Origin of the sequence: Paraburkholderia sp. USG1, assembly GCF_031570135.1 — a bacterium.
Lineage (GTDB): Bacteria > Pseudomonadota > Gammaproteobacteria > Burkholderiales > Burkholderiaceae > Paraburkholderia > Paraburkholderia dioscoreae.
Map to the genome: position 1 here is coordinate 131,510 of NZ_JAMWXW010000004.1, position 22,769 is coordinate 154,278.

Annotated in this window: 21 protein-coding genes; 14 read left to right on the forward strand and 7 right to left on the reverse strand. The window is 60.8% G+C overall.

Annotated elements, in window-relative coordinates; genetic code table 11:
- Positions 1 to 97 precede the first annotated feature (97 nt).
- Positions 98 to 1,003 (forward strand): LysR family transcriptional regulator, encoded by a 906-nt coding sequence (locus NE850_RS07020; protein WP_310698572.1) that lies wholly within the window; start codon positions 98 to 100, stop codon positions 1,001 to 1,003.
- Here NE850_RS07020 and NE850_RS07025 read toward each other — a convergent pair.
- On the reverse strand, positions 969 to 2,972 hold the full coding sequence (locus tag NE850_RS07025; protein ID WP_007177285.1) for a bifunctional diguanylate cyclase/phosphodiesterase: 2,004 nt from the start codon (positions 2,970 to 2,972) through the stop codon (positions 969 to 971). The two genes, NE850_RS07020 and NE850_RS07025, sit on opposite strands and share 35 nt — an antisense overlap.
- 567 nt (positions 2,973 to 3,539) lie before the next feature.
- On the opposite strand from NE850_RS07025, the gene NE850_RS07030 reads away from it, so the two are divergent.
- From NE850_RS07030 to NE850_RS07070, 9 genes are all read left to right on the forward strand, one after another.
- Positions 3,540 to 4,679, forward strand: coding sequence for a porin (locus tag NE850_RS07030; RefSeq protein ID WP_007177284.1), 1,140 nt, complete (start codon positions 3,540 to 3,542; stop codon positions 4,677 to 4,679).
- Positions 4,680 to 4,879: 200 nt separating this feature from the next.
- A complete protein-coding gene (locus NE850_RS07035) occupies positions 4,880 to 6,286 on the forward strand; it encodes an MFS transporter (protein ID WP_007177283.1) in 1,407 nt (468 codons plus the stop codon).
- 14 nt (positions 6,287 to 6,300) lie between these two features.
- The gene (locus NE850_RS07040) at positions 6,301 to 6,846 is read left to right on the forward strand and encodes a GAF domain-containing protein (protein ID WP_165188399.1); all 546 of its coding nucleotides are present in this window, start codon (positions 6,301 to 6,303) and stop codon (positions 6,844 to 6,846) included.
- A gap of 260 nt (positions 6,847 to 7,106) precedes the next feature.
- Entirely contained in the window at positions 7,107 to 8,375 is a 1,269-nt protein-coding gene (locus NE850_RS07045; RefSeq protein WP_405044808.1) for an NAD(P)/FAD-dependent oxidoreductase, read from the forward strand.
- 74 nt (positions 8,376 to 8,449) lie between these two features.
- Positions 8,450 to 9,352: a dihydrodipicolinate synthase family protein gene (locus NE850_RS07050; protein ID WP_007177280.1), complete on the forward strand. Its 903-nt coding sequence runs from the start codon at positions 8,450 to 8,452 to the stop codon at positions 9,350 to 9,352.
- A 185-nt stretch (positions 9,353 to 9,537) separates the two neighbouring features.
- A complete protein-coding gene (locus NE850_RS07055) occupies positions 9,538 to 10,971 on the forward strand; it encodes an aldehyde dehydrogenase family protein (protein WP_007177279.1) in 1,434 nt (477 codons plus the stop codon).
- An 82-nt stretch (positions 10,972 to 11,053) separates the two neighbouring features.
- A complete protein-coding gene (locus NE850_RS07060; RefSeq protein ID WP_007177278.1) occupies positions 11,054 to 12,052 on the forward strand; it encodes a 4-hydroxyproline epimerase in 999 nt (332 codons plus the stop codon).
- A 52-nt stretch (positions 12,053 to 12,104) separates the two neighbouring features.
- Positions 12,105 to 13,340: an amidohydrolase family protein gene (locus NE850_RS07065; RefSeq protein WP_165188397.1), complete on the forward strand. Its 1,236-nt coding sequence runs from the start codon at positions 12,105 to 12,107 to the stop codon at positions 13,338 to 13,340.
- Between the two features lie 98 nt (positions 13,341 to 13,438).
- Positions 13,439 to 14,164 (forward strand): GntR family transcriptional regulator, encoded by a 726-nt coding sequence (locus NE850_RS07070; RefSeq protein WP_007177276.1) that lies wholly within the window; start codon positions 13,439 to 13,441, stop codon positions 14,162 to 14,164.
- Between the two features lie 81 nt (positions 14,165 to 14,245).
- Here NE850_RS07070 and NE850_RS07075 read toward each other — a convergent pair whose 3' ends face one another.
- The 6 genes from NE850_RS07075 to NE850_RS07100 form a co-directional block, all read right to left on the reverse strand.
- Entirely contained in the window at positions 14,246 to 15,037 is a 792-nt protein-coding gene (locus NE850_RS07075; protein WP_007177275.1) for a pyrroline-5-carboxylate reductase, read from the reverse strand.
- The gene (locus tag NE850_RS07080; protein WP_405044809.1) at positions 15,034 to 15,486 is read right to left on the reverse strand and encodes an aconitase X swivel domain-containing protein; all 453 of its coding nucleotides are present in this window, start codon (positions 15,484 to 15,486) and stop codon (positions 15,034 to 15,036) included. The genes NE850_RS07075 and NE850_RS07080 overlap by 4 nt, the downstream gene beginning before the upstream one ends.
- 31 nt (positions 15,487 to 15,517) lie before the next feature.
- Complete coding sequence (locus NE850_RS07085) at positions 15,518 to 16,774, reverse strand: aconitase X catalytic domain-containing protein (RefSeq protein WP_007177273.1); 1,257 nt, start codon at positions 16,772 to 16,774, stop codon at positions 15,518 to 15,520.
- A 211-nt stretch (positions 16,775 to 16,985) separates the two neighbouring features.
- Positions 16,986 to 17,417: a cupin domain-containing protein gene (locus NE850_RS07090; RefSeq protein ID WP_165188390.1), complete on the reverse strand. Its 432-nt coding sequence runs from the start codon at positions 17,415 to 17,417 to the stop codon at positions 16,986 to 16,988.
- 77 nt (positions 17,418 to 17,494) lie between these two features.
- Complete coding sequence (locus NE850_RS07095) at positions 17,495 to 18,166, reverse strand: FMN-dependent NADH-azoreductase (RefSeq protein ID WP_007177271.1); 672 nt, start codon at positions 18,164 to 18,166, stop codon at positions 17,495 to 17,497.
- A gap of 60 nt (positions 18,167 to 18,226) precedes the next feature.
- Complete coding sequence (locus NE850_RS07100; protein WP_007177270.1) at positions 18,227 to 18,664, reverse strand: carboxymuconolactone decarboxylase family protein; 438 nt, start codon at positions 18,662 to 18,664, stop codon at positions 18,227 to 18,229.
- Between the two features lie 239 nt (positions 18,665 to 18,903).
- On the opposite strand from NE850_RS07100, the gene NE850_RS07105 reads away from it, so the two are divergent.
- From NE850_RS07105 to NE850_RS07120, 4 genes are all read left to right on the forward strand, one after another.
- A complete protein-coding gene (locus NE850_RS07105; RefSeq protein WP_007177269.1) occupies positions 18,904 to 19,659 on the forward strand; it encodes an SDR family NAD(P)-dependent oxidoreductase in 756 nt (251 codons plus the stop codon).
- Between the two features lie 18 nt (positions 19,660 to 19,677).
- Positions 19,678 to 20,517: a CmcJ/NvfI family oxidoreductase gene (locus tag NE850_RS07110; RefSeq protein WP_007177268.1), complete on the forward strand. Its 840-nt coding sequence runs from the start codon at positions 19,678 to 19,680 to the stop codon at positions 20,515 to 20,517.
- Positions 20,518 to 20,718: 201 nt separating this feature from the next.
- Positions 20,719 to 21,729 carry an NAD(P)-dependent alcohol dehydrogenase gene (locus tag NE850_RS07115; protein WP_310698574.1) on the forward strand — a complete coding sequence of 337 codons (1,011 nt, stop codon included), beginning with the start codon at positions 20,719 to 20,721 and terminating at the stop codon, positions 21,727 to 21,729.
- A gap of 17 nt (positions 21,730 to 21,746) precedes the next feature.
- The gene (locus NE850_RS07120) at positions 21,747 to 22,718 is read left to right on the forward strand and encodes a D-2-hydroxyacid dehydrogenase family protein (protein WP_310698575.1); all 972 of its coding nucleotides are present in this window, start codon (positions 21,747 to 21,749) and stop codon (positions 22,716 to 22,718) included.
- The last annotated feature ends 51 nt before the right edge of the window (positions 22,719 to 22,769 follow it).

Genomic DNA, 22,769 nt, shown 5'->3' on the forward strand with positions numbered 1-22,769 from the left:
CGGCGGCATGCCGCCGGCCGGCCCGGCAACCGCCGCCATGCGGCGCCTGCGACGAAGCACAAAAGTCGAAAGCGGCACATCAAGGTCATAACGTTCAATGGATAAACTTGATCAATACCGTGTCTTCATCCAGGTTGCCGATATGGGCAGCTTCATCAAAGCCGCGCACGCGCTGGAATTGCCGCGTGCGTCGGTGTCGGCGGCCGTCCAGCAACTGGAGGCGAGCGTCGGCGTGCGGCTATTGCATCGCACCACACGCCGCGTGCAACTCACGGCGGATGGTGCGCAATTGCGGGAACGAATCCGGGCGCTGCTGACCGACGTAGATGAGATCGATCAGTTATTTCAGGTCAGGCAGCGACAGGTCTCCGGTCAGTTGAAGGTTGACATGCCCAGCCGTATTGCTCGCCGTCTGGTCGTGCCGGCGTTGCCGGGTTTGCTGCGCAACCACCCGGCATTGCGGCTGGCGTTGAACTCGACCGATCGCGCCGTCGATCTCGTGCAGGAGGGCGTGGACTGCGCCGTTCGCGTGGGCACGCTGTACGACAGCAATCTGGTCGCACATTCGTTGGGCAACATCGCCATGATCAACTGCGCGAGTCCAGGCTATCTGCGCGAACATGGCGCGCCCGAACGCCCCGACGATCTGCTCGACGGGCAACTGTGCGTCGGATATGCATCTCCGACGACGGGCCGCGAGTTGCCGTGGGACTACCTCGCTGCCGGTCGCGAGGCGCAGATTTCAGTGGCCAGCCGGGTGATTGTCAATAACGCGGAGAATTACATTTCCTGCTGCTGCGAAGGGATTGGACTGATTCAGATTCCGCGTTTCGACGTGCAGCATCTGTTGAGCGCCGGTACGTTGGTGGAAGTCATGCCCGAATTCAGGGCGGCGCCAATGGCGGTTTCGGCGCTTTATCCGCATAGGAGACAACGGTCGCGCCGGCTCGTGGCTTTCATCGAATGGTTCAAAGCGTTGATGCAGCCGCACTTCGAGCCGTGATAAAGCCGTTCGTCACGAACGACTCCAGTACGTCCTCCCCCGCGACCGGTCTGCCGAAGAAGTATCCCTGCATGACGGTGCAGCCCAATCCCAGCAGGACGTTAACCTGCGATGCGGTTTCGACGCCCTCTACGACGCAAGTGAGACCGAGGTTCTTGCTCAGGTCCACAATGCTCTTCACGACAGCGCGTGCCGCCGGATCGTCCACGATGTCCGCAATGAAACTGCGGTCGACCTTGAGCTTGTCGATCGGAAGCCGGTGAACATAGCTCAGGCTGGAGTATCCGGTACCGAAGTCGTCGAGAGAAACTTCCGCTCCGAGCTTTTTCAGGGCGCCGAGAGTTTCGCACGCACTCGAAACATTCTTGATGAGCGCCGTTTCAGTGACTTCGAAATTGATCCGTTCAGGGGCCACGCCGCTTGCTAGCGCGGTGCGGATCACACCGTCGATTGCCTCGGGGGAACTGACGTCGCGGGCCGAAAGATTAAACGCTATGCGCGTCTGCGGTGGCCACGCGGCCGCTGCCTCCAGTGCTTTGCGCAGCAAAACATGCGTCATTGAATGAATCATGTCGGTTTTCTCGGCCACTGCGAGAAAGTCCACCGGAGATATCGTGCCGAGTGAAGGACTCGTCCATCGCGCGAGTGCTTCAAAAGCCACTATTCCTTTGGAAGAGACATCGAAAATGGGTTGGAAGAAGACTGAAATCTCGCGCTCGAAGTCCGCCAGTTTCAGTGCCTGTTCGATTTCATTGCACCGCCTGATCTGCGTTTCGTGCTCACGGGAAAATATCGCCGTCGCGCCGCGGCGATGATTTTTCGCAAAAGACAACGCATAGTCCGCCCGCTCGGACAGCTCTATCGCTGTGGTGCCCGCCTCGGGGAAAACCGCGACGCCGAGCGATGCAGTCAAACGCGCAGTGACGTCCGTCAATTCATAGGGCCGCTGCAGCGTAGCGCAAATCGCGGCGCCCAGATCACATAGCCTCGCCTGACTGACGTCGCCGCTAAACAGGAGCCCGAATTCATCGCCACCTACGCGGGCGGCAATCAGACTGGGCGACGAAAGCGATGTCAGACGGCGCCCGACCTCTTCGAGCAACCGGTCACCGAAATGGTGGCCGTAGAGGTCGTTTATCGGTTTGAATCCGTCGAGGTCAACGACACCGACCGCGATACCCTGGCCGGTTGCACCGCCTGCCGTAAGCAGCTTATCGAGGTCGGAAAAAAAACGGCGGCGATTGGGGAGCCCTGTCAGCCCGTCGAGATTGGCGAGCCGGAGGTTTTCCACGCTGAGACGCTCGGTCTCCGCCTGCTTGATTAAAAGTTTGCGCTGCGATTCCACGAGATCCGCGAAATCGCGGTAATAAATCAGCAAGATGACAATCATCACGGCGGAAACGAGCACCATGTTGATCGAGATGGCGATCAGCACGGCATGTTGGCTCATCAGGAAGAACACGGCGAAAGGCGCGACCACGATGCATGTCATCAGTAGCGCGGCGGCGCGCATATGCATCAGGCAGAAGATGCAGCCGATCACCGTGATCGACATATAGAACGCCACATGGCATTGGGCATAGGCGTCGCCATAGGGAAACAGTAAAAGGCCCCAGACGGTGAAGGCGGCACCGAACCCAGCCGTGAGCCGCAAGGTAGTCCGCAGGCGGTGGGCGATTACATCGTCGGGCAGTTCAGTTTTGCGGGCTCTCAGCCACAGTACGACTCGCGCGGCGCAGGCCACGCAAAGGGCAAGCGGCAAATAAACCGCGAGCCAGCGCGGTGCTACCCGGAAATGAGTGAAGACTACCGCCGCCGTGTTGACGACAAGAAGCACATATAAAAGCGGAACCTGGCGCGAAAATGCTTTGTACTGGGACCGTCTTAATTCCGCGCTGGCAGGGGCGGCGATGATCGACTGGATCGCCTGAACGACCGCCCACGGCTTATCTTCCAGTAATTTTTTCATGTGCGTTCCCGTATCAACCGGCGATACAGCTAGCTCAATACCCGGTGTGAAGCTCCTGGCAGCATGAGGCTTGTCGACTTCGCTTCGACCGGTTCGCATCCAGATTCGACGCGGGACGGCCCGGATTGCATTTTGACGCAGCGATCTCCCATTTTCGCACTCCGGTGCGTTCATGGGGTCCGCGCAGGAAACATGCCTACAATTTCTTGACGAACTGCCTACTGGACCGGGTTGGCCTGTCTCCGGCAGGGCGACGGCCCTGACTCCATGGAAAATGCTTGACCAATTATATTGGATCCAAGATATTGTCTGCGAACCCGGCTCGGGTCATTCCTGTTGATACCCAGAGGGGATCCGTGAATCGCAAAACGGAACATGCAGGCTCTGACTTGACGCTTCCTGATTCGCGGATCGCTGCCGTTGGTCACTACCGGGCTGTTGCGTGATTGGGGTGGGGCGCTCATCGCGATCCGTATCGCTATCTGCACGCGCCTGCTGACAACCGATCCGATTGATTTCCCATCCATACACTCAGTATGACGAATTAATTAAAAAAGGAGATTCACGATGAAGAAGCAGCTTCTCGGCATGACCGCATTGATGGCGGCGACGCTATCGTGCCATGCACAAAGTTCGGTGACACTTTATGGCGCCCTGGACGATGGCCTGACCTTCACCAACAATCAGGGTGGTCATCACAACTACCAGGCGTCGAACGGCGCTCTGGGCAGCAGCAAGTGGGGCTTCCTGATCAACGAGGATCTGGGCGGCGGCTACAGTGCGATTGCGCGCCTCGAAAACGGGTTTGACATCAATACCGGCAAATTCAATAACGGCGGACGCCTGTTCGGCCGGCAATCCTACGTGGGTTTGGGCTCGCCATACGGGACGCTGCTGATGGGGCGTCAATATGATCTCGTCCTCGATTCGCTGCTGCCGCTCTCGGCGTCGAGCCGCTTTGGCGGCATTCTGGCCGCGCACGCCGGGGACGTGGACAACGTCTGGGGCGACTACTCTCTGAGCAACTCGATCAAGTATCTTTCGCCGACTTACGCCGGTTTCAAGCTGTCCGCTCTGTTCAGCCTCGGTGGCGTGGCCGGCGACTTTTCCAACGGCAAGAAAGAGTCGGTCAGCCTCGTCTATACGAACAGCGCGTTAAGCGCGAGCGCGGTGTTCTCGCGAATCAATAACCCGGCTACATCGATTTACGACGCGACTGCCAATCCCGTCGCGGGAACGACGTTCGCCAATCCGATCACGAATCCGACCTTTAGCGGCTACACATCGGCGCACACGTTGCAGGTTGCCGGCGCGGGCGTCAATTACCGCATCGGTGCCGCATTGCTGGGTTTCACCTACACCAATACCCGTTTCGAGGACGTGGTTCGGACTTCGTCGACGCCGTTTTCGGGGACGGCGACGTTCAACAATTTCGAAGCACTCGCCACGTACAACGTCACGCCGGCGTTGCTCTTCGGTGCGTCGTACGACTACACGAAGGCGGAATCCGCAAAATACGGGCAACTCAATCTGGGTACCCAGTATTCGCTCTCCAAACGAACGCTCGTCTATGCGACCACCTCGTGGGAGCACGCAACGGGGACCGACTCCACAGGCAAACAGGCGGTGGCCGCACTTTCTTTCCTGACGCCTTCTTCGACCGGAAATCAGGTCGCCGTGCGGGTGGGTGTACGCCACAGCTTCTGACGCGACTGGCTGCCACCGTTCCTTCCGGCCTCCGCCACAGTCGGATAGTACTCAATTAAAAAGGGTAAACCCTGATCAAAATAGGCCGTCAGGGAAATTCTTCGTTGACACCGTATTTTGGATACAGGATATTGGTATCATAGATGCGGGATGTGGTCGAACGCCGCTTCCGCGTCACTTCTCTCCCACTGGAGGCTTACATGTCACCGATCGCAGCACGGCTTGAGCGCTTGCCGTTCTCCCGCTTCCATTTCAAGCTGCTCATCATGGGCGGACTTGGCTTCATGTTCGAAGCCATCGATGCGGCAATCATCGCCTTCATCCTGCCGGTGGTCCGTACGAAATGGCATCTGACCAGCTTCGAGACCGGCCTGCTCGGCAGCAGTACCTATGTCGGCTTTCTGGTCGGCGCACTTTTTGCCGGGTTGCTCGGCGACCGGTTCGGCCGTCGCGTCGTGATGATGTGGGCACTGACGTTCTTCTGCGTGCTGACGTTCGTGAACGCGTTTGTGAATGACTGGCACACGTTCGCGTTGTTGCGCGCGATTGCCGGCATTGGCATGGGCGCTGAAGGGGCGATCATTGCGCCGTTCCTCGTCGAATTCGTTAGCAATCGCTATCGTGGTGCCTTTACCGGTGCGCTCGCCGGCTTCTTCTCGTTCGGTTTCGTCGCGGCCGCGCTGATCGGCTACTTTGTCATTCCGCTGAACCCGGAAGGCTGGCGTATTGCGCTGGTGATCGTTTCGCTGCCGGTGATCGTTCTGCTCTGGTGGCGGCGCTCGCTTCACGAGTCGCCCCGCTGGCTGGAAACACGTGGGCGCCACGAAGAGGCTGCTGCGGTAGTAACGGACATCGAGCGGCAAATCGAGCGCTCGGGGGTGACGCTTCCGCCCGTCGTGCCCGTCGCGGGCGACGCGACGCTTCACGAATATTCGGGTTCGTTCTTCGGCAATCTGAAGCTTCTGTGGAAGCCGCCTCTCGCGAAAACGACGCTGATGACGTGGTGCCTCTGGCTCTCGGTGACTTTCTGCTCATACGCGTTCTTCGTCTGGATTCCCGGCCTGCTCGTGCAGCACGGCATGACGATTACAAAGAGCTTCTCCGTTTCGATCGCGATTTATCTCGCGCAGATTCCGGGTTACTACTCGTCGGCCTATTTCTGCGAAAAGCTCGGGCGCAAAACGACGATCGTCACCTACATGGGACTCGCCTGTGCTTCGGGAATCTGGCTTGCGTTTGCCGGTAGTGACCTGACAATCGTGCTTGCGTCGATCGCCATGTCGTTCTCGATGAACGGTGTCAACGCCGGCGAATACGCTTACACGCCCGAAGTGTTCCCCACGCATCTGCGTGCCACGGGTATGGGCACGGCGTCAGCGTTTGGCCGTATAGGTGCGATCTGTTCGCCAATGCTCGTGGGCTACATTTATCCGATCTGGGGGTTTGCCGGCGTATTCGGTATGACGACCGTCATCCTGCTTGTTGGTGCGCTTGCGGTGCTCATACTGGGTGTGTCCACCAGCGGAAAAACGCTGGAACAAATCACGGCGGACGAGTACAGCCTCACCGATGATCTGTCGGGCGCTTCCCTGAAAACGGCCAAATAGTTCACGGAGCCACCATGTCGAATAGTAATCCGAACGCTATGCTGCCCGCGCTGGCGAGCGTCGCTGGCGCATTGCAGGAAGGACAGCCGGCGGAGGTCGTTTGGGAAACGATCGAGCAGGCACTGACCCAGGTTTATGGCCAGCGCCTGTTCACGGTACTCGCGTATGACGAACAGTCCAGCCGGCTTGGGCGTCTGCATAGCAACCGGCCTGACATCAATCCGGTCGGCGGCTTCAAACGCGTGACTCAGAGCAGATGGGCGGATCACGTGCTGCACCGGGGCGAAATGTTCATTGGTTCGACCCGTGAAGATATCAAGGCAGTGTTCTCCGAGTACGAAGTGTTGTGGTCGATTGGTTGCGAGAGCGTTCTCAACATACCGGTGCGCAAGAACGGCGTGACGATCGGCACCATGAACCTGCTGGCCGGCGCGGGTCAGTACGACGACGTGGACGTGCGTCTGGCACTCGTATTTGCCCAGCTCGCCGTGGTGCCTCTCGAAGCCAGCCTTGACCGGTTGCGCGAGCTCGGCGAGCCGGATCATATGGAGCAGGTGTAAGAGCCCGGGTGGGACGGGTAGATGTTTCCGCCTCGTGTCATTGTTTAAAAGTTATCTGGCAGCGCGGCCTGGCGACGGTAAGCGTGATGGACAACTGCGCCGCCAGGTCAAAGACCGACGACTTCATCAAGATCGTCTGCACATGTAAGAAGGGGCAATGGAAGCCACTCGCGGTGTCTGGGTCGAAGTCATTCCCGGCCTGCCGCGGGCGTCCGATGGATAGCCCACGACGATTCAATCTTGAAGAACTGGAAATGCAAATTAACACTCATGCCTCGCGAGCGACACCTGACGTTGTGGTTATCGGCGGTGGCATCGTGGGTCTAGCCTGCGCGTGGTCGGTATTGAAAGACGGCGCCACCGTGGCAATAGTCGATCAGGATTTCGAAGGAGATCGCACGTCGCACGGAAATGCGGGCGGAATTGCGGTGACTGAAAGCACGCCGCTTTCGGTGCATGGACTGTTTTTCAAGGCAGCAAAGTGGCTATTCGATCCGCTCGGTCCGCTTTCGTTGGACTGGAAGCATGTTCCGGCCGCATTGCCCTGGTTCATCGAGTTCCAGAGAGTGAGCAACAAGGATCGGTTCCCTTCCATTTCCCACGCCCTCGCGAAAATCAATAATCGCGTGTATGACGACCTCGTGCCGATGTTCGAGGATATCGGCGCGATGAAAACTTTCTATCGCCGCGGTGCGCTGACCGTCTACGAAACCGATGAAGCGTTCAAGGCCGACGCCGCCGAATGGGCGTTCAAGCGGGAATTGGGCGTGCGCTGGAAGACGATGAGCGCCGCTGAAGTTCGCGATTGCGAGCCTTCGCTCGCGCCCGTTTTCAAACACGGCGTGTTTCTTGAAGACTGGTCGCATATTGGCGATCCGAAGCAACTCGTCACTCAATTGCGCAATCGTGTTCGCGAGCTTGGTGCGCAGTTCGTTATCGGCCGCGTGGCTGCGCTCGACCCTTCCAATGCTTTATTGCCCGCAGCGGTACTTGAGAACGGTGAGCGGGTGAGCGGCCGGCGCCTTGTCGTTGCCACGGGTGCATGGTCTGCCGGCCTGGCGAATTCCGTTGGCGATCGCGTGCTGCTCGACAGCGAGCGTGGCTACAACACCACATTGCCCGAGCATGGAATCAGCCTTTCGCGCGAAGTGATCTTTGCCGAGCGCAAGTTCGTGGCCACGCCACTCGACATCGGTTTGCGTATTGGCGGCGCGGCCGAGTTTGCCGGACTGAAAGCGCCGCCGAACTATCAGCGCAGCGACGCGCTTCTCACGCTCGGCAAGCGATTCCTGCCCGGCATCAACGATCAGGGCGCGCTCAGGTGGATGGGACACCGTCCGGCCACGCCCGATTCGCTGCCCGTTATCGGCCGCTCGCCCCGCGTGCCTTCCATTATTTATGCGTTTGGTCACGGGCATCTTGGCCTGACGCAATGTGCGACTACCGGCGCGCTTGTTGCCGATCTGCTTGCCAATCGCACGCCCGGAATCTCTCTCGACGATTACTCGATAGGACGGTTCAGAAAATAGCGAGGCCCCCGCGACCTCGATTTAAACCGCGGGACTGCCCGCTTGTGTTTCAATTTTCTTTTAAAGGTATAGCCATGCAAGTCAACTGGAAAGGTGTTTTCCCCGCTGTCACGACCAAACTGAAGGACGACGGTTCGCTCGATCACGAAGCGATCAAAAGCGGCTTGAACCGCCTGATCGAGAACGGTGTCGGCGGTGTCGTGATGATGGGCATGGTCGGTGAAAATGCCCAACTCACCGCGGACGAGAAGCGCACGGTGCTTAAGCTGGCCGTTGAAACCGTTGCTGGCCGCGTCCCCGTGATTTCGGGTCTCGCAGAAACGAGCACCGCGCTGGCTGTCCAGTTCGCTCAGGACGCCGAGGCAATCGGCGTGCAGGGCCTCATGGTGTTTCCGGGCCTGACGTACCGCTCGGATGACCGCGAAACCGTCGAGTTCTATCGCACGATCGCGCGGTCCACCAAGCTTGGCCTGATGATCTACAACAATCCGCGCGGCTACGGCGTGGACATGCGCCCCGATCTGATGGACCAGCTCAAGGACGAAGCGAACGTGGTCGCGATCAAGGAAGAAACGTACGACACAACCCGCGTGACGGACCTGTTGAAGCGCTTCGGCGACCGCTTTGCGGTGTTCTGCGGTGTCGACGACCTCGTGCTGGAATCGGCGGCACTGGGTGTAACGGGCTGGGTCTCGGGCATGGCGAACGCCATGCCGAAGGAGTCGGTCGAGTTGCTGAACCTGGCCGTGGCGGGTGATTTCGTCAAGGCGCGCGAGCTCTATCGCGCGCTGATCGACCTGTTCCACCTGGATGTGCATGTCAAGCTGGTTCAGTACATCAAGCTGGCGGAAAACATGACGGCCGGCTACCCGGAAAACGTCAAGGCGCCCCGCCTGAAGCTCGAAGGCGAGGAGCGTCAGAAGGTCGTGGCGATTGTCGAACAGGCTATCGCCAACGTACGCGCGCTGTCGAACTGATCTCAACTGCTCGCTAATCGCGCCGCGAGGCGCGGTTGCGGCGGGACTTCAGCAGCGAACGGCCAATCCATCCTGCTGGCAGCGCGAATCTCCGGATTCGCGCTGCCGCATCACTTGCAAACTCAGCGACGTGGGCATTGTGTGCCGGTCCATCAGAACGCCACTTCTCGCTGGGGGAAATCAGTATGTCGCAATATCGCAGCTTCATTAACGGAGAATGGCTTGGTACGACGAGCACATTGCCGAACCTCAACCCGTCGGATCTGTCCGACGTCGTGGGCGAGGCCCGGCTCGCCGACGATGCGCTGGTCGCCGACGCGATCGCCGCGGCGCGTCACGCATTCCGCTCCTGGTCGCTGACGACTCCGCAGCAGCGAGCCGACATTCTCGACGCCGCGGGAACCCGAATTCTTCAGCGCAAAGAAGAGTTGGGGACATTGCTCGCGCGCGAGGAGGGCAAGCGTCTTGCCGAGGCGATCGGGGAAGTGGGCCGCGCGGGCAACATCTTCAAGTTTTTTGCCGGCGAAGCGCTGCGCATCGGTGGCGAGGTGGTGTCGTCGGTGCGGCCGGGTATGACGGTCGAAGTGACGCGGGAACCGCTCGGTGTGATCGGCATGATTACGCCGTGGAATTTCCCGATCGCCATTCCCGCTTGGAAGATCGCGCCCGCGCTTGCTTATGGAAATACCGTTGTTATCAAGCCGGCCGAGGCGGTTCCGGCGTGCGCCACGGAACTCGTGAAGATTCTCGAAGAATCGGGTCTGCCGGCCGGTGTGGTCAATCTGTTGCTCGGACCGGGGCGCGTGGTCGGCGAAGCGTTGGTCGCGTCACCGGACATCGACGCAATCAGCTTCACAGGATCCGAGAGTACGGGACGGGCGATTGCGGTGAAGTGCGTGACAAGCGGCAAGAAAGTGCAGCTTGAAATGGGCGGCAAGAATCCGCTGGTGGTCATCGACGACGCGGACCTCGACGTCGCGGTGGAGGCGGCCCTTGACGGCTCATTCTTCTCGACGGGGCAGCGGTGCACGGCGTCGTCGCGTCTGATCGTCACGTCGGCCATTCACGGGCAATTTGTCGCCGCGCTGCAGCGCAAAGCGTCTGAACTGGTGGTGGGACATGCGCTGGACAAGGCGACACGGATCGGACCGGTGGTGGACGATCGCCAATTGCAACAGAACCTGAAGTATCTGAAGATTGCAGCAGAAGAGGGCGGCCAGGTGCTGGGCGGTGAGCGGGTCGAGCGTCCGACGCGGGGCTACTTCATGCGCCCGGCGCTCGTCATCGGGACCGACAATACGATGCGTATCAACCGGGAAGAAGTATTCGGCCCGGTCGCATCGGTCATCGAGGTCGCAGACTACGAAGAAGCGCTCGCAGTGGCCAACGATACCCCGTACGGGCTTGCCGCCGGCATCTGCACGACGTCGCTCAAATACGCGAGCCATTTCAGGCGGCATGCGGAAGCGGGAATGGTGATGGTCAATGCGCCGACTGCGGGCGTCGATTACCACGTGCCGTTCGGTGGTCGCAAGCGGTCGAGCTACGGTCCGCGAGAGCAGGGTACGTATGCGCGGGAGTTCTACACCGTCGTCAAAACCGCCTACGTGAAGGCGTAATGAGCCCCATCCGGTGTGTGCAGCAGATCAGGTGGCGGGGTCGTCCACCGGAAGCCGGAAAACATCATCCTGGAGCAGCAATATGAAATCGACTTTCTTCTGTATCGACGGCCACACATGCGGCAATCCGGTGCGTGTCGTCGCGGGCGGCGCGCCTCTGCTCGAAGGCGCGAACATGATCGAGAAGCGCGCCCACTTCGAGAGAGAGTTCGACTGGATCCGCACTTCCCTGATGTTCGAACCGCGCGGACACGAGGTGATGTCCGGCAGCATCCTTTATCCGCCGACCCGGCCCGACTGCGACGTGGCAATCCTGTTCATCGAGGTGAGCGGGTGTTTGCCAATGTGCGGCCACGGAACCATCGGCACCGTGACAACGGCGATCGAGAACGGTCTGGTACGTCCCAGGGAACCCGGCGTTTTGCGACTGGACACACCGGCAGGTCCGGTGCTTGCCAGATACAGGCTGGATGGCGAGCACGTCGATTCGGTCCAGCTCATCAACGTGCCGTCATTCCTTCATTCAACTGATCTCTCCGTCGAAGTTGAAGGACTGGGTGAGATTCGTTTTGACGTGGCTTACGGTGGAAACTTCTACGCCATCATCGAGCCGCAAGCCAACTACGCGGGCATGCATGCGCTGAAGCCGTCGGACATACAGCGGCTGAGTCCAATACTGCGGCAGAAGGCCAATCAGAAATACGATTTCACGCATCCGGAAAAAGCGGAAATTCGCGGCCTCAGCCATGTCATGTGGACCGGCGAACCGACCGTTGCGGGCGCAACCGCCCGCAACGCCGTGTTCTACGGAGACAAGGCGATCGACCGGTCGCCTTGCGGCACAGGCACCTCCGCTCGCATGGCGCAGCTTGTGGCTAAGGGCAAGCTTGCGATCGGCGAACGCTTCGTCCACGAAAGCATTATCGGCACGCTATTTGTGGGCGTGCCGGAAGAGGCGACTCGCGTCGGGAAATTCGACGCGATCATTCCGAGTATCGAAGGCTGGGCTCGCGTCACCGGCCATAACACTATTTTTGTCGACGACCGGGATCCGCTTGCGAAGGGCTTCCTGTTGAAATGAAGTTGCGAGCGAGGTCTCACGCAGCGAATGACTTCAATCTGAAGAGGGAATCATGCTTATTCTAAAGAACGCCCGTGTTCTCGATGTCAATCATGAGCACGACGACGCACGCTATTCGATCGTGATCGAAAACGACAGGATCCGCGAGGTGTCGCGCGAGCCTGTCTCGATCAACGGTGCCGACGTGATCGATGTCGCCGGTAAAACGGTGATGCCCGGTATGGTCGACTGCCACGCGCATGTGATTGCGTCGGTGGCGCATCTGGGTAACAACGGGCGCTTGCCCAACACTTTCGCGGTGCTGCGCGCCGTACCGATTCTGGCCGGCATGCTGCATCGCGGCTTCACGACCGTGCGCGATGCCGGCGGCGCCGACTATGCGTTGTCGCGAGCTATCGAAGAAGGCGTGATTGCGGGCCCGCGCCTGTTCGTTGCCGGCAAGGCGCTGTCGCAAACCGGCGGTCATGGCGATTTTCGCGAGCGCTTCGACAACTCGGATCCTGATCCGTGCGGCTGTCACCGGAACCTCGGCGCAATCGGCCGCATTGTCGACGGCGTGGACGAGGTTCGCAAGGCCGTTCGCGAAGAGATGCGTTCCGGCGCGCACCACATCAAGATCATGGCGTCGGGCGGCGTGGCGTCTCCGACCGATCCGATCGGCAATCTGCAGTTTTCGGTCGACGAGATTAAAGCCGTCGTGGAAGAAGCCGCGTCGCATCAGACCTATGTGATGGCCCACGCCTACACCGGCAAGGCGATCGCTCGGGTCGTCGAACTCGGCGTGCGCACGATCGAGCACGGCAACCTGATCGACGATGAAGCCGCCGCCGTCATGGCAAAACACGGCGCGTTTGCCGTGCCTACGCTGGTGACCTATGACGCGATGAGCAAGGTGGGCATCAAGTCTGGGGTTGGGGAGAGCGCGCTCGCCAAGAACGAATCGGTCCGTATTCAGGGGCTGAAGGCATTGGAAATCCTGAAGCGTCACGGCGTGAAGATGGGTTTGGGAACCGATCTGCTCGGCGACATGCATCAGTATCAAAGCGACGAACTGTCGATTCGTGCCGACATTCTGGGCGCGTTCGAGACGATCTGTCAGGCTACTGCGATCGGTGCTGAAATCGTCGGCATGCAGGGGCGCCTCGGGGTGATTGCGGCAGACGCATTTGCGGATCTTCTCGTGGTCGACGGCGATCCTTCCACGGACATCCGCCTGCTGGGCGGCCAGGGCGAGCGGATTTCGGCGGTCATGAAAAATGGCGCCTGGGTTCGTCAAGCCCTGTCGTAAACCTGTCGTAAAGGGCAGGCGGATTATTGGATTTTGGATCCTAAAGCCGACATCGTGCTACGATGTCGGTAACGTCCTCACCCTATAGATCCGTTGCCATGCCCCCGGTTGCCGCCAAACAACGTCGCTCCGAAACGTCCCCGCCAGGCGAGGCTTCTGCCGCCGCGAACGTGACGAGGAAAATCGTTCGTCCCACCACGGTGGATCTCGTGTTGACCGCGATCCGCCAACGGATTCTGAGCGGCGAACTCGCGCCAGGCGAGGTGCTGCGACAGGAAGCGCTGGCCGAGGAACTGGGCGTGAGCCGCGTGCCGATTCGCGAAGCCATCACGCGCCTGACCGGTGAGGGTTTGCTGACCAGTGTCCCGCACAAAGGCGCTTACGTAGCGGAACTCTCGGTGGAAGAAGTCCAGGAAACGTTCGATATCCGCCTGCGTCTGGAACCGTGGCTTTTCGCCGAAGCGATTGCGCGCATTACGGATGCCGAGATCAACAAGGCGGAGCGCCTCGTCAAGGAAATGGACAAGGCTTCAGAGGGCCAGTGGGGACAACTGAACTGGCGATTCCACGAAACCCTTTATCTTCCTGCACAGCGGGATATCACACTGCAGATGCTCAGGGTGCTGCATGACCGTAGCGACCGGTATTTCCGGTTTCAGGTCGTTCAGGTGCCGATTCGCGAGCAGTCGCACGAAGAGCATATGGGCCTCGTCGAGGCATGCCGCCAGCGCGATCCGAAACTCGGAGCGAAGCTTCTGGAGCAGCACGTCAAGACGGCGGCCAAGCAGATTGTCAGCGTGGTCGAGGCGGTGATTTCGCGGTGAATCGCGCAATAGCGCGGCCAGTGAAGAATGCTCTGCCGGTCATATCGGGGAGAGGGTCATTGGCCCTCTTCGTTTGATGCGTTATTGATCGGGTCTAGATGTCCCGCCGATCCGGTGTAGAACCTGGTCGAAAGCTTCATCGAAAGCACTGAACACCTGATGGGCGCGAAGCGCGTCCAGTACCTGTTCGTTCAAACCGCCAGCTGTCGTGAACTCGCCGGAAAGCTCGTCGAAACGGCTCTGCGTTTTCCGTGCGACGCTAGCAAGGCCGAAGTGCAGGCTTGCAAGATAGTCGCGCGCTTCGCCGTAGCTCGAACCATGCTTCTCGAGCCAGCGAGCCTGGTTGTGCAACAGGGCGAAGTAGCTGCCCATCGTTGCTGTTGCTGAGAACAGGACGTCGAACGCTTCCTCGCTGCCGGCCTCGATTGCACCACCCAACTGTGTAAAAAGACTTCGGGCGATATCGTCCGCGGGAAACACGAGTGTGTTGCACAGGTGTTCCGCCACGGTTGGAAGCGGCGCTGCGCGGACAAGGGTTTTTGCCGGCCTAATGAGCGTTCTCAGTTTGTCGACCCCATATGTCGCTATAAAGCTGATCACGTGGTGCCGACCGGAAAATCGCAGGGCTTGCAATACACCTTCGGCTACCTGTGGTCGTACGGCGAGGCATACCACGTCGCAGCGATCCACCACTTCCTGGTTTCCGCCCGCCACGCGCACCATTGGGTACGCCTGCGCGAGCCTGCCTGCAACCCGCGCGTTGCGCGGCGATAGCCATACCTCGGTTGGTACATCAGCGCATGTCGCCAGTCCGGTGACGATGGCCTCGGTGATGCTCCCCGTGCCAATGAATCCGATTCTCCCGACGCTCATAGCGTGGTTCCAGACATGATTTCGATGCGGGCCTCGCCGCCCTCATGCGGCGCATCGATCTGAATGGGCTGTGTGCAGCGGTATAGTGTGTCGAAGACGTCGTCGTCCACCACCACGAGCGGAACGCTCACGCCGTAAAGTTCGTTCGCGACAATGACGCCGATAGAGATGATCAGATCCCGCTCGCGAAGCACAATGCCGCTCGGACCCGTGCCATTGCGGATCGCCTCGGCGAGCACGCTGCTGCTTGAACTGGAGCCCTTGGCGCGCGGCATCACCATGATCTTGCCGGCAAGGCTCCGCCCATGACACGGGTGAGATTTCTCAACGATCTTTCCGAGCGCGGCGTCGTAGCCGCCCCAGAAACTCAATGGTTCGAGCGCGAGTACGGCGCCGCGCGCGTGCCCGGCAGCCAGAGTGCTGGCGTGTGACCAGCCGCTCTGATCCATTCCATGATCCGCGTCACCGCGGCTGGTTTCGTTAGCTGCTCTGTTCATCGAAATACACCTTGCCTTCGAACGCGGAGCGCACGCATTCCTGCATGCTTCCATACGCCACCGAAACGCCGATATTCGCCGGCGCATAGTGTGCCCATTTGCCGGAGTTCGTCATGACGAGTCCGCTCAGTTTTTTCATCACGGGGGTGATATAAGTGCAGGTGTCGACTACGATCTGCACACCGCGTTTGGCGAGAACCTGAGCTATCCCCGTCGTTTCAAGCTGCCAGAGTACGAATCGGCTTGTGTTCACGTAAAAGTCGCATTTCAGAGGTCCGTCATGCAGCGCGAACAATTCGACGAGTTGCTCGAATTCTTCGACTGAAAAATGCGGTGTACCGAGGCTCACCGCGATAAGCGGATCTCCGGGGCGGCCCTGGTTCAACCGCCGCCGGACTGCGGCAAGTTGATCGATTGAAATGGAAATGGTCCGGGCTGGCGCTTGGCCCTGCAATGCGGCGTCGAGCGTCGGCGCCTCAGGTGTAATGCCAACCGCGTGAAAGAGCGCTACCGCGCCACTCGACGCGGCCGCGGCTCCCAGCGCCTTCAATTCGTCTTCGCTGCTATCGGGCGGCAAACCGACGATAGCGGCCACTGTCGCGCCGGCTTGCTCACCTAGCAGAAAGCCCAGCACGGCGAAGAAGACGTCCCGGCCAGGCAGCCTGGCGAAGTCAGGCGCTTCGACGACAATACGCGCGGCCCGATTTTCGGTGATATGAAGCCCGGCGTGCGGAGCACGGCCGGTAATGGCGGCGGCCAGATCGAGGAAGTCGCCATAGCGGCTGGTGCGTGCACCCAGTACTGAATTGGCAAAAACAATGGCATTCGATTCTGCCCACGCAATCTGATCGCCCGCTTTCGGGCGATGTTTCAGCTGATACGGCGCGCAAGTGAAGCTCGATTCGCAGCCAAGCGCGAGGTGCGCTTTCATCAGTCGTTCCGCCGCGCGCTCTGTCGTCTTGTCGCCGTGATACAGCTCTGGGTGGATCAGGTCGAGCGAGCCGACGTTCAGTGTGGTCGGAACAGCGACCCTCGTATCGCCCTGAACAAAACGTTCGACGAAATCGAGGCTGGCGGGACCGTGATAAAGGCACCCGTCGATGTGCGCCGAGCTGATATCGATAAGCTCGCGCGCGCCCATGACGTTTGCGGTGCGGGCGACAATGCGCATCGCAAGCGCGACGCCGCTTCCGAACGCGCCGTCCCGCATGGCCTGATCCTGTGCGTTCAATACCAGCATGACTATGGTGTTCCTTTGCAGTGTTTGCTTTTATGTATGCAGGATATGGGATCCAAAAGCTCAATGCAAGTCACGCGTTATTGCATGCGGCCAATCGCGCTACGTCGGAGGTGGCCTGAAGCGGGCCGGCCTTCGTCGTGTCCCGACTTTGCACCGCTTCGATGCGGCGGTGCCAAGAAAACATCGATTGCTCGAGCACAAGCGGCTCCGCTTACTTGCTGTCGAACGTGACGAGGTTTTTGTCTTTCGAATCAGCCACGAAGATAGCCAGTAATCTGGCGGGTTCCGTGGTGCTGGCATTTTCGCTCTCGGTGTGATGAACGCCGGGATTTTCGGTCCAATGTTCACCCGCGTGAAAAACCTTTTCCTCGCCATTGTTCACCTGGCTACGGATTGCGCCGGACAGCACATAACCGACCACGAAAGCCTGCCCGTGCCGATGCGCGGGCGATTTGCCGCCGGGCGCATAGTCGACGATCAGGGCGGTGATCTTCTTGCCGGGAACGTTGGCGATCGCTTCGGCGAATGTCGGCGTAATCGTTTCGCGCGTGGCGGCCGGTTCCCCGGCAAACAGGTTGCGCGATACGGCAGTGAGGGAAAGACCGGCGAGTGCGGCAGCGGCGATAAGTTTCCTGGTACGCATTTCAATACTCTGAGATGGTAGAAATTAGTATGCCGAATAGTTGTCGGCGGTTGATCAGCTTTCTGGCGCAGCGGAAATCAGGAGGTCACGACATCCCGCTCCATTTTCGGCGACATTGCCCGGTTCGCCCATGTCGCAGCCACCGCCGACAACTCGGCGCGTGCCCGTTCGATTGCTTCGACCCGCGCCTCCTGGTTGGAGAACTGCAGCGGCTGCGCATCGACGAAGGTAGGGTCCGCGACGCCAAGAAAGCCGAAGGCCGCTTTTAGCGCGGGCGTCAGCGCATCCATCGAAGAATAGGGTGAGCCGGGACGCAGATCCGCGCCGCGGCTCGTGATGAACAGAACCTTTTGCCGCCCGAGCTGGCCTTCGATGCGGCCGTCGGCGGTATTCACATAAGTCACGCCGGTTCGCGTGACGCTATCGACAAAGGCCTTGAACGCGGAGGGCATCGACCAGTTGTACATCGGCATCGCGAAGACCAGCGCATCGGCTTCGAGCAGGCGTCGGCACAATGCGTCGGAGTCTGCCAGCGTGGCGCGCATCGCAGCGGTGCGCTCGTGCTCCGGCGTGTAAGTGGCAATGGCGAACGCTTCGCTCACGTGGGGCGGCGTATCCACCGTCACATCCAGATAATCGACGTCAAGCTCCACCCCTTCGTCACGCAGACGCTCGATAAAGAACCGGCTCAACGCGCGGGAATTGGATCGCTCGCGCTTGGCGCTCGCATCGACATGCATAATTTTCATCAATACTTTCCGTGCCAGGATGACTCAAAATGGGTTGCGGCTTGCGCTGAGTGGCATCGCTTACGCCGGCAGCTTGCGGAAAGCAATCGCGAAGCGGTTCCATGCGTTGATCGCCGAAATCAGCAGGGTCAGGTCGACCAGTTCCGCCTCGTTGAAGTGAGGGCGCACGGCGGTCCACACGGCGTCGGGCACATGGTCGAGCGAGACCAGCGTCAACGCTTCCGTCCATTCGAGCGCCGCGCGTTCGCGGTCGGTAAAGAACGGCGTTTCGCGCCATACCACCACGGTCGCCAGGCGCCGTTCGGTTTCGCCGCCATTGCGAGCGTCGGTGGTATGCATGTCGACGCAGTACGCGCAGCCGTTGATCTGTGAGGCACGCAGGCGCACCAGTTCGGCCAGCGATTTTTCGAGCGCCGACTTGCCGATGCGCTCTTCGACGCCGAGCAGCGCCTTGATGGCGGCGGGGTTGGCTTTGTAGAAATCGAGACGTTGTTCCATGATTCACTCCTGAGTTGGATAGGGCGCATCCGGTGATGCGGTGAGTGAAGATTAGTCTTCAGAGTGGACTCTGAAAATGACCAGTTTTGAACAAATCAAGGTAACCACTTAGATCTGTGCGCGCTGATCCAGCAGCTGACCGAAAAGATCCGATTTTGCCGCTTAACTTTCCACAATTCGTTATTTCTATCGTTGGCAACGCTCGCCTACGCTGATGAATAGATGCAATGGAGAATCCAATGAGCGATGCTGTCCAGAACAACCTGACGAACACGCGTCTTGCGTGGATTGCCGGGGTAGGCGCGAGCGCAGGATTGGGAGCGGCGCTCGCGCGCCGTTTTGCGCGTGAGGGTTTGAGCGTCGTTGTAACAGGGCGCTCGCGCGAGCGGCTCGATACGGTGGTCGCCGAAATTCAGCGCGCCGGCGGGCAGGCCCTGGCTTTGCCCGGCGACGTCACGAGCGAGAGCGACCTCGCGGCCATTGCGCGGCAACTCGCGGAACGAGGCACGCTCGAAGTCGCGATCTTCAACGCCGCGGGCGCGACGCGCGCACCGACGCTCGATCTGAGCGCCGAGCAGTTCGAGGCGGCATGGCGCGTCACGACGCTCGGCGGCTTCCTGTTCGCCCGGGCGGCGTTGCCGCCGTTGCTGGTAGCCGGCCGCGGCTCGCTGCTGTTCACGGGCGCAACGGCTTCGCTGCGCGGCCGCCCGCCGTTTGCCGCGTTCGCTTCGGCCAAGGCCGGCCTGCGCTCGCTCACGCAGAGCCTCGCACGCGAGTTCGGGCCACAGAATATCCATGTTGCGCATGTGGTGGTGGATGGGGGCATCGACGGTGAGCGCCTGCGCACCTCCGCGCCGCAGCGGGCGGCCGAACGCGGCCCGGACGGCCTGCTCAATCCCGACGAGATCGCCGACTCGTACTGGCATCTCCATCAGCAAGGGCGCAGCGCATGGTCGCAGGAAATCGACCTGCGGCCGTTCAACGAATCGTTTTAACGTAATGAGGACGCGACCATGAGCGATATCGTCATCGACACACCGGCCTCTGCCGCATCGGTTCAGGCAGAGCTGAATTATCTCGAGTTCAGCGGCGAGAAACCGGTCGCGTATCAATACGAGCCGCCGCCCGGCGTGCCGAAGCGCAGCGGCGTGTACCGCCTGCATCGGGTGACGGTCTCGAACGCGCGCGTTGCGCCGCCGCCGGGTGCGTTGTCGCTCGACCGGAACGGTTTCGAACTGCATCGGCATGCCAGTGCATTGACCGACTTCTCCGACCCGGCGAAGATCGAATCCGTTTACTACCGGGAAAGCGAACAGCTATTGAAGCAGGCCACGGGCGCCCGCCGCGTCGTCGTGTTCGATCACACGCTGCGCGACGGCAACGCAGGGCGTGCCGAAGGTGTGAGGGAACCGGTCAAGTACATTCATAACGACCAGACCTTCGTGTCGGGGCCGCGGCGCGTGCGCGATCATCTGCCGGCGGAGGAAGCCGAGCAGTTGCTGCAAGGGCGTGTGGCGATCGTCAACCTGTGGCGACCGATCGGCGAAACGGTGCGGTCGTCGCCGCTCGCGCTGTGCGATTCGCGCAGTATCGCGCTCAACGATCTGGTGGCTTCGGATCTCGTCTATCCCGACAAAGTAGGCGAGACGTATGCGCTGGTCTTCAATCCGCGTCACCGTTGGTACTACTTCCCCAATATGGCGCCCGATGAATTCCTGTTGCTCAAGATCTACGATTCGGCGGGTGACGGCATTGCGCGGCTCACCGCGCACACGGCATTCGACGACCCCACGTCACCGGCCGACGCGCCGCCGCGACGCAGTATCGAACTGCGCACGCTGCTGTTTTTCTGAGCGGCCCGGTCTCGCTGCGCGGAGTCACTTCGCGTGACTGCGTGCCGCCGTTTACCTTACGACTGAAAGTCACGAAGGTGGAACGCCGCAGCGGCAAGCAGGCTCGCGAAGATCCCATTAGACTGACGACTCGCGCGACGACCTGGCTTCGCCATTCTCCGTCGAGGGGCCCGCATCGCGCGACTTCATGGGAGTCGTTCGATGAAAGTGTATCGCTTCGATCAAGCCGGCAGCCTCGACCATCTCACGCTTCACGACGAACCTACGCCCGAGCCGCAGCGCGGTGAAGTGCTGATCCGGGTGCGGGCGTCGTCGCTGAACTATCGCGACATCGCAATGGTTCACGGCACCTACCTGCGCGCGCAACAGGCCGGCCTGATTCCGCTCAGCGACGCTGCCGGCGAGATTGCGGCCGTGGGCGAGGACGTTGTCGACTTCAAGGTCGGCGACCGGGTCATCAATACGTTTCATGCGCGCTGGTATGGTGGCAATCCGCCGCCCACGCTCGGCTCGCAGAGCTATGGCTCGCATCGCGACGGCTGGCTGGCCGAGTACAAGGTTGTCAGCGAAGAGGCAATCGTCGCGGCGCCTCCCCACCTTACCTTCGAAGAGGCGGCCACGCTGCCTTGCGCGGCGCTGACCGCATGGACATCGCTATCCGGATTGCGACCGCTGCGTCCCGGACAAACGGTGTTGACCCAGGGCAGCGGCGGCGTCTCCGTATTCGCGGTCCAGCTCGCCAGACTGCTCGGCGCGCGCGTGATCGCCACGACTTCTTCGCCGGAAAAAGCAGCGCGCCTCAAGGCGCTCGGCGCCGCCGAAGTCATCAATTACGTCGAGACCCCGGCATGGGGCGACCGGGTGCGCGAGCTGACCGACGGACGTGGCGTCGATCGGGTGCTCGAAGTTGGCGGCGCGGGCACGCTCGAACAGTCGATCAAGGCCGTGGCGAACCGCGGCGAAGTCGCGCTGATCGGCTTTCTCGCCTCCAGCCAGTCCAACCTCGATTTCAACGACCTGTTTCGCAGCGGCGGCGTGTTCTACCGGATCTCGGTCGGCGACCGCTCGGGGCTGCAGGACCTCGTGCGTGCGGTCGCGTCATCCGGCCTGAAGCCGGTGATCGACAGCGTGTTCCCGTTCGAGCGCGCCCTCGATGCCTGGCATCACTTCGACGACCGTGCCTTCTTCGGCAAGGTCGTCATCTCTCATTGACAACAGGAGTCGCCTACATGTCACATTCCGCTGTCGCGAGCATTGCGGTGCTCGACGACTATCAGCAGACGGCCCGCTCTTTCGCCGACTGGGCCAGTCTCGCGCCGCGCGCACAGGCGGTCTTCTTTCACGACCACGTCGCCGATCCCGACTCGCTCGCCGCGCGCCTCGCGCCGTTCGACGTGGTGGTGCTGATGCGCGAGCGCACCCGTCTCGACGCCGGGCTGCTCGCGCGTCTGCCGCGGCTCAAGCTGATCGTCACGGTCGGTATGTGGAACGCGGCAATCGATCTGCTCGCCGCGCGCGAACAGCGGATCGTCGTATCGGGCACGACCGGCGGCGACGCCGCGGCCACCCCGGCGCTCACCTGGGCGTTGATTCTTGCCGTCACGCGCAACCTGCATGCGGAGGCGACCTCGTTGCGCGCCGGCGGGTGGCAGGTGGGCCTGGGTGTGGATGTGAACGGCAAGACGCTGGGTTTGCTGGGACTTGGCCGTATCGGGCAGGCGGTCGCCCGCCTGGGGCAGGCATTCGGGATGCGCACGATCGCCTGGAGCCAGAACCTGACGGCCGAGCGGGCCGCCGAACACGGCGTGGAACGCGTCGACAAGGATCAGCTGTTTCGCGACGCGGACGTGCTCTCCGTTCATCTGAAACTGGGCGAGCGCACCTGCGGGATTGTCGGCGAGCGCGAACTGGCGCTGATGAAGCCGAGTGCCTATCTGGTCAACACGTCGCGTGGGCCGATCGTCTCCGAAGCGGCGCTGATCGCGGCACTGCAGGCACGGAGTATTGCCGGCGCGGCACTCGACGTATTCGACGAAGAACCGCTCGCGCCTCAGCATCCGTACCGGTTTCTACCCAACGTGCTGGCAACGCCGCATATCGGCTACGTTACCGAAAACACTTACCGTACCGCCTATCCGCAGATCGTCGAGGGGATTCAGGCCTGGCTCGACGGGGCGCCGGTTCGCGAATTGCAGCTCTGAATAGCCCGGATAGGGCCGGCGGAACGACGACGGTGCGTCTGGAAATTGCGT

What these genes read in the sequence shown, in the direction of transcription:
- NE850_RS07085 (WP_007177273.1), bottom strand. Translation starts at nt 16,774, where the DNA reads ATGCTGGTATTGAACGCACAGGATCAGGCCATGCGGGACGGCGCGTTC.
- NE850_RS07025 (WP_007177285.1), bottom strand. Translation starts at nt 2,972, where the DNA reads ATGAAAAAATTACTGGAAGATAAGCCGTGGGCGGTCGTTCAGGCGATC.
- NE850_RS07105 (WP_007177269.1), top strand. Translation starts at nt 18,904, where the DNA reads ATGAGCGATGCTGTCCAGAACAACCTGACGAACACGCGTCTTGCGTGG.
- NE850_RS07115 (WP_310698574.1), top strand. Translation starts at nt 20,719, where the DNA reads ATGAAAGTGTATCGCTTCGATCAAGCCGGCAGCCTCGACCATCTCACG.
- NE850_RS07055 (WP_007177279.1), top strand. Translation starts at nt 9,538, where the DNA reads ATGTCGCAATATCGCAGCTTCATTAACGGAGAATGGCTTGGTACGACG.
- NE850_RS07090 (WP_165188390.1), bottom strand. Translation starts at nt 17,417, where the DNA reads ATGCGTACCAGGAAACTTATCGCCGCTGCCGCACTCGCCGGTCTTTCC.
- NE850_RS07060 (WP_007177278.1), top strand. Translation starts at nt 11,054, where the DNA reads ATGAAATCGACTTTCTTCTGTATCGACGGCCACACATGCGGCAATCCG.
- NE850_RS07075 (WP_007177275.1), bottom strand. Translation starts at nt 15,037, where the DNA reads ATGAGCGTCGGGAGAATCGGATTCATTGGCACGGGGAGCATCACCGAG.
- NE850_RS07110 (WP_007177268.1), top strand. Translation starts at nt 19,678, where the DNA reads ATGAGCGATATCGTCATCGACACACCGGCCTCTGCCGCATCGGTTCAG.
- NE850_RS07035 (WP_007177283.1), top strand. Translation starts at nt 4,880, where the DNA reads ATGTCACCGATCGCAGCACGGCTTGAGCGCTTGCCGTTCTCCCGCTTC.
- NE850_RS07095 (WP_007177271.1), bottom strand. Translation starts at nt 18,166, where the DNA reads ATGAAAATTATGCATGTCGATGCGAGCGCCAAGCGCGAGCGATCCAAT.
- NE850_RS07040 (WP_165188399.1), top strand. Translation starts at nt 6,301, where the DNA reads ATGTCGAATAGTAATCCGAACGCTATGCTGCCCGCGCTGGCGAGCGTC.
- NE850_RS07020 (WP_310698572.1), top strand. Translation starts at nt 98, where the DNA reads ATGGATAAACTTGATCAATACCGTGTCTTCATCCAGGTTGCCGATATG.
- NE850_RS07120 (WP_310698575.1), top strand. Translation starts at nt 21,747, where the DNA reads ATGTCACATTCCGCTGTCGCGAGCATTGCGGTGCTCGACGACTATCAG.
- NE850_RS07080 (WP_405044809.1), bottom strand. Translation starts at nt 15,486, where the DNA reads ATGGATCAGAGCGGCTGGTCACACGCCAGCACTCTGGCTGCCGGGCAC.
- NE850_RS07050 (WP_007177280.1), top strand. Translation starts at nt 8,450, where the DNA reads ATGCAAGTCAACTGGAAAGGTGTTTTCCCCGCTGTCACGACCAAACTG.
- NE850_RS07065 (WP_165188397.1), top strand. Translation starts at nt 12,105, where the DNA reads ATGCTTATTCTAAAGAACGCCCGTGTTCTCGATGTCAATCATGAGCAC.
- NE850_RS07070 (WP_007177276.1), top strand. Translation starts at nt 13,439, where the DNA reads ATGCCCCCGGTTGCCGCCAAACAACGTCGCTCCGAAACGTCCCCGCCA.
- NE850_RS07100 (WP_007177270.1), bottom strand. Translation starts at nt 18,664, where the DNA reads ATGGAACAACGTCTCGATTTCTACAAAGCCAACCCCGCCGCCATCAAG.
- NE850_RS07030 (WP_007177284.1), top strand. Translation starts at nt 3,540, where the DNA reads ATGAAGAAGCAGCTTCTCGGCATGACCGCATTGATGGCGGCGACGCTA.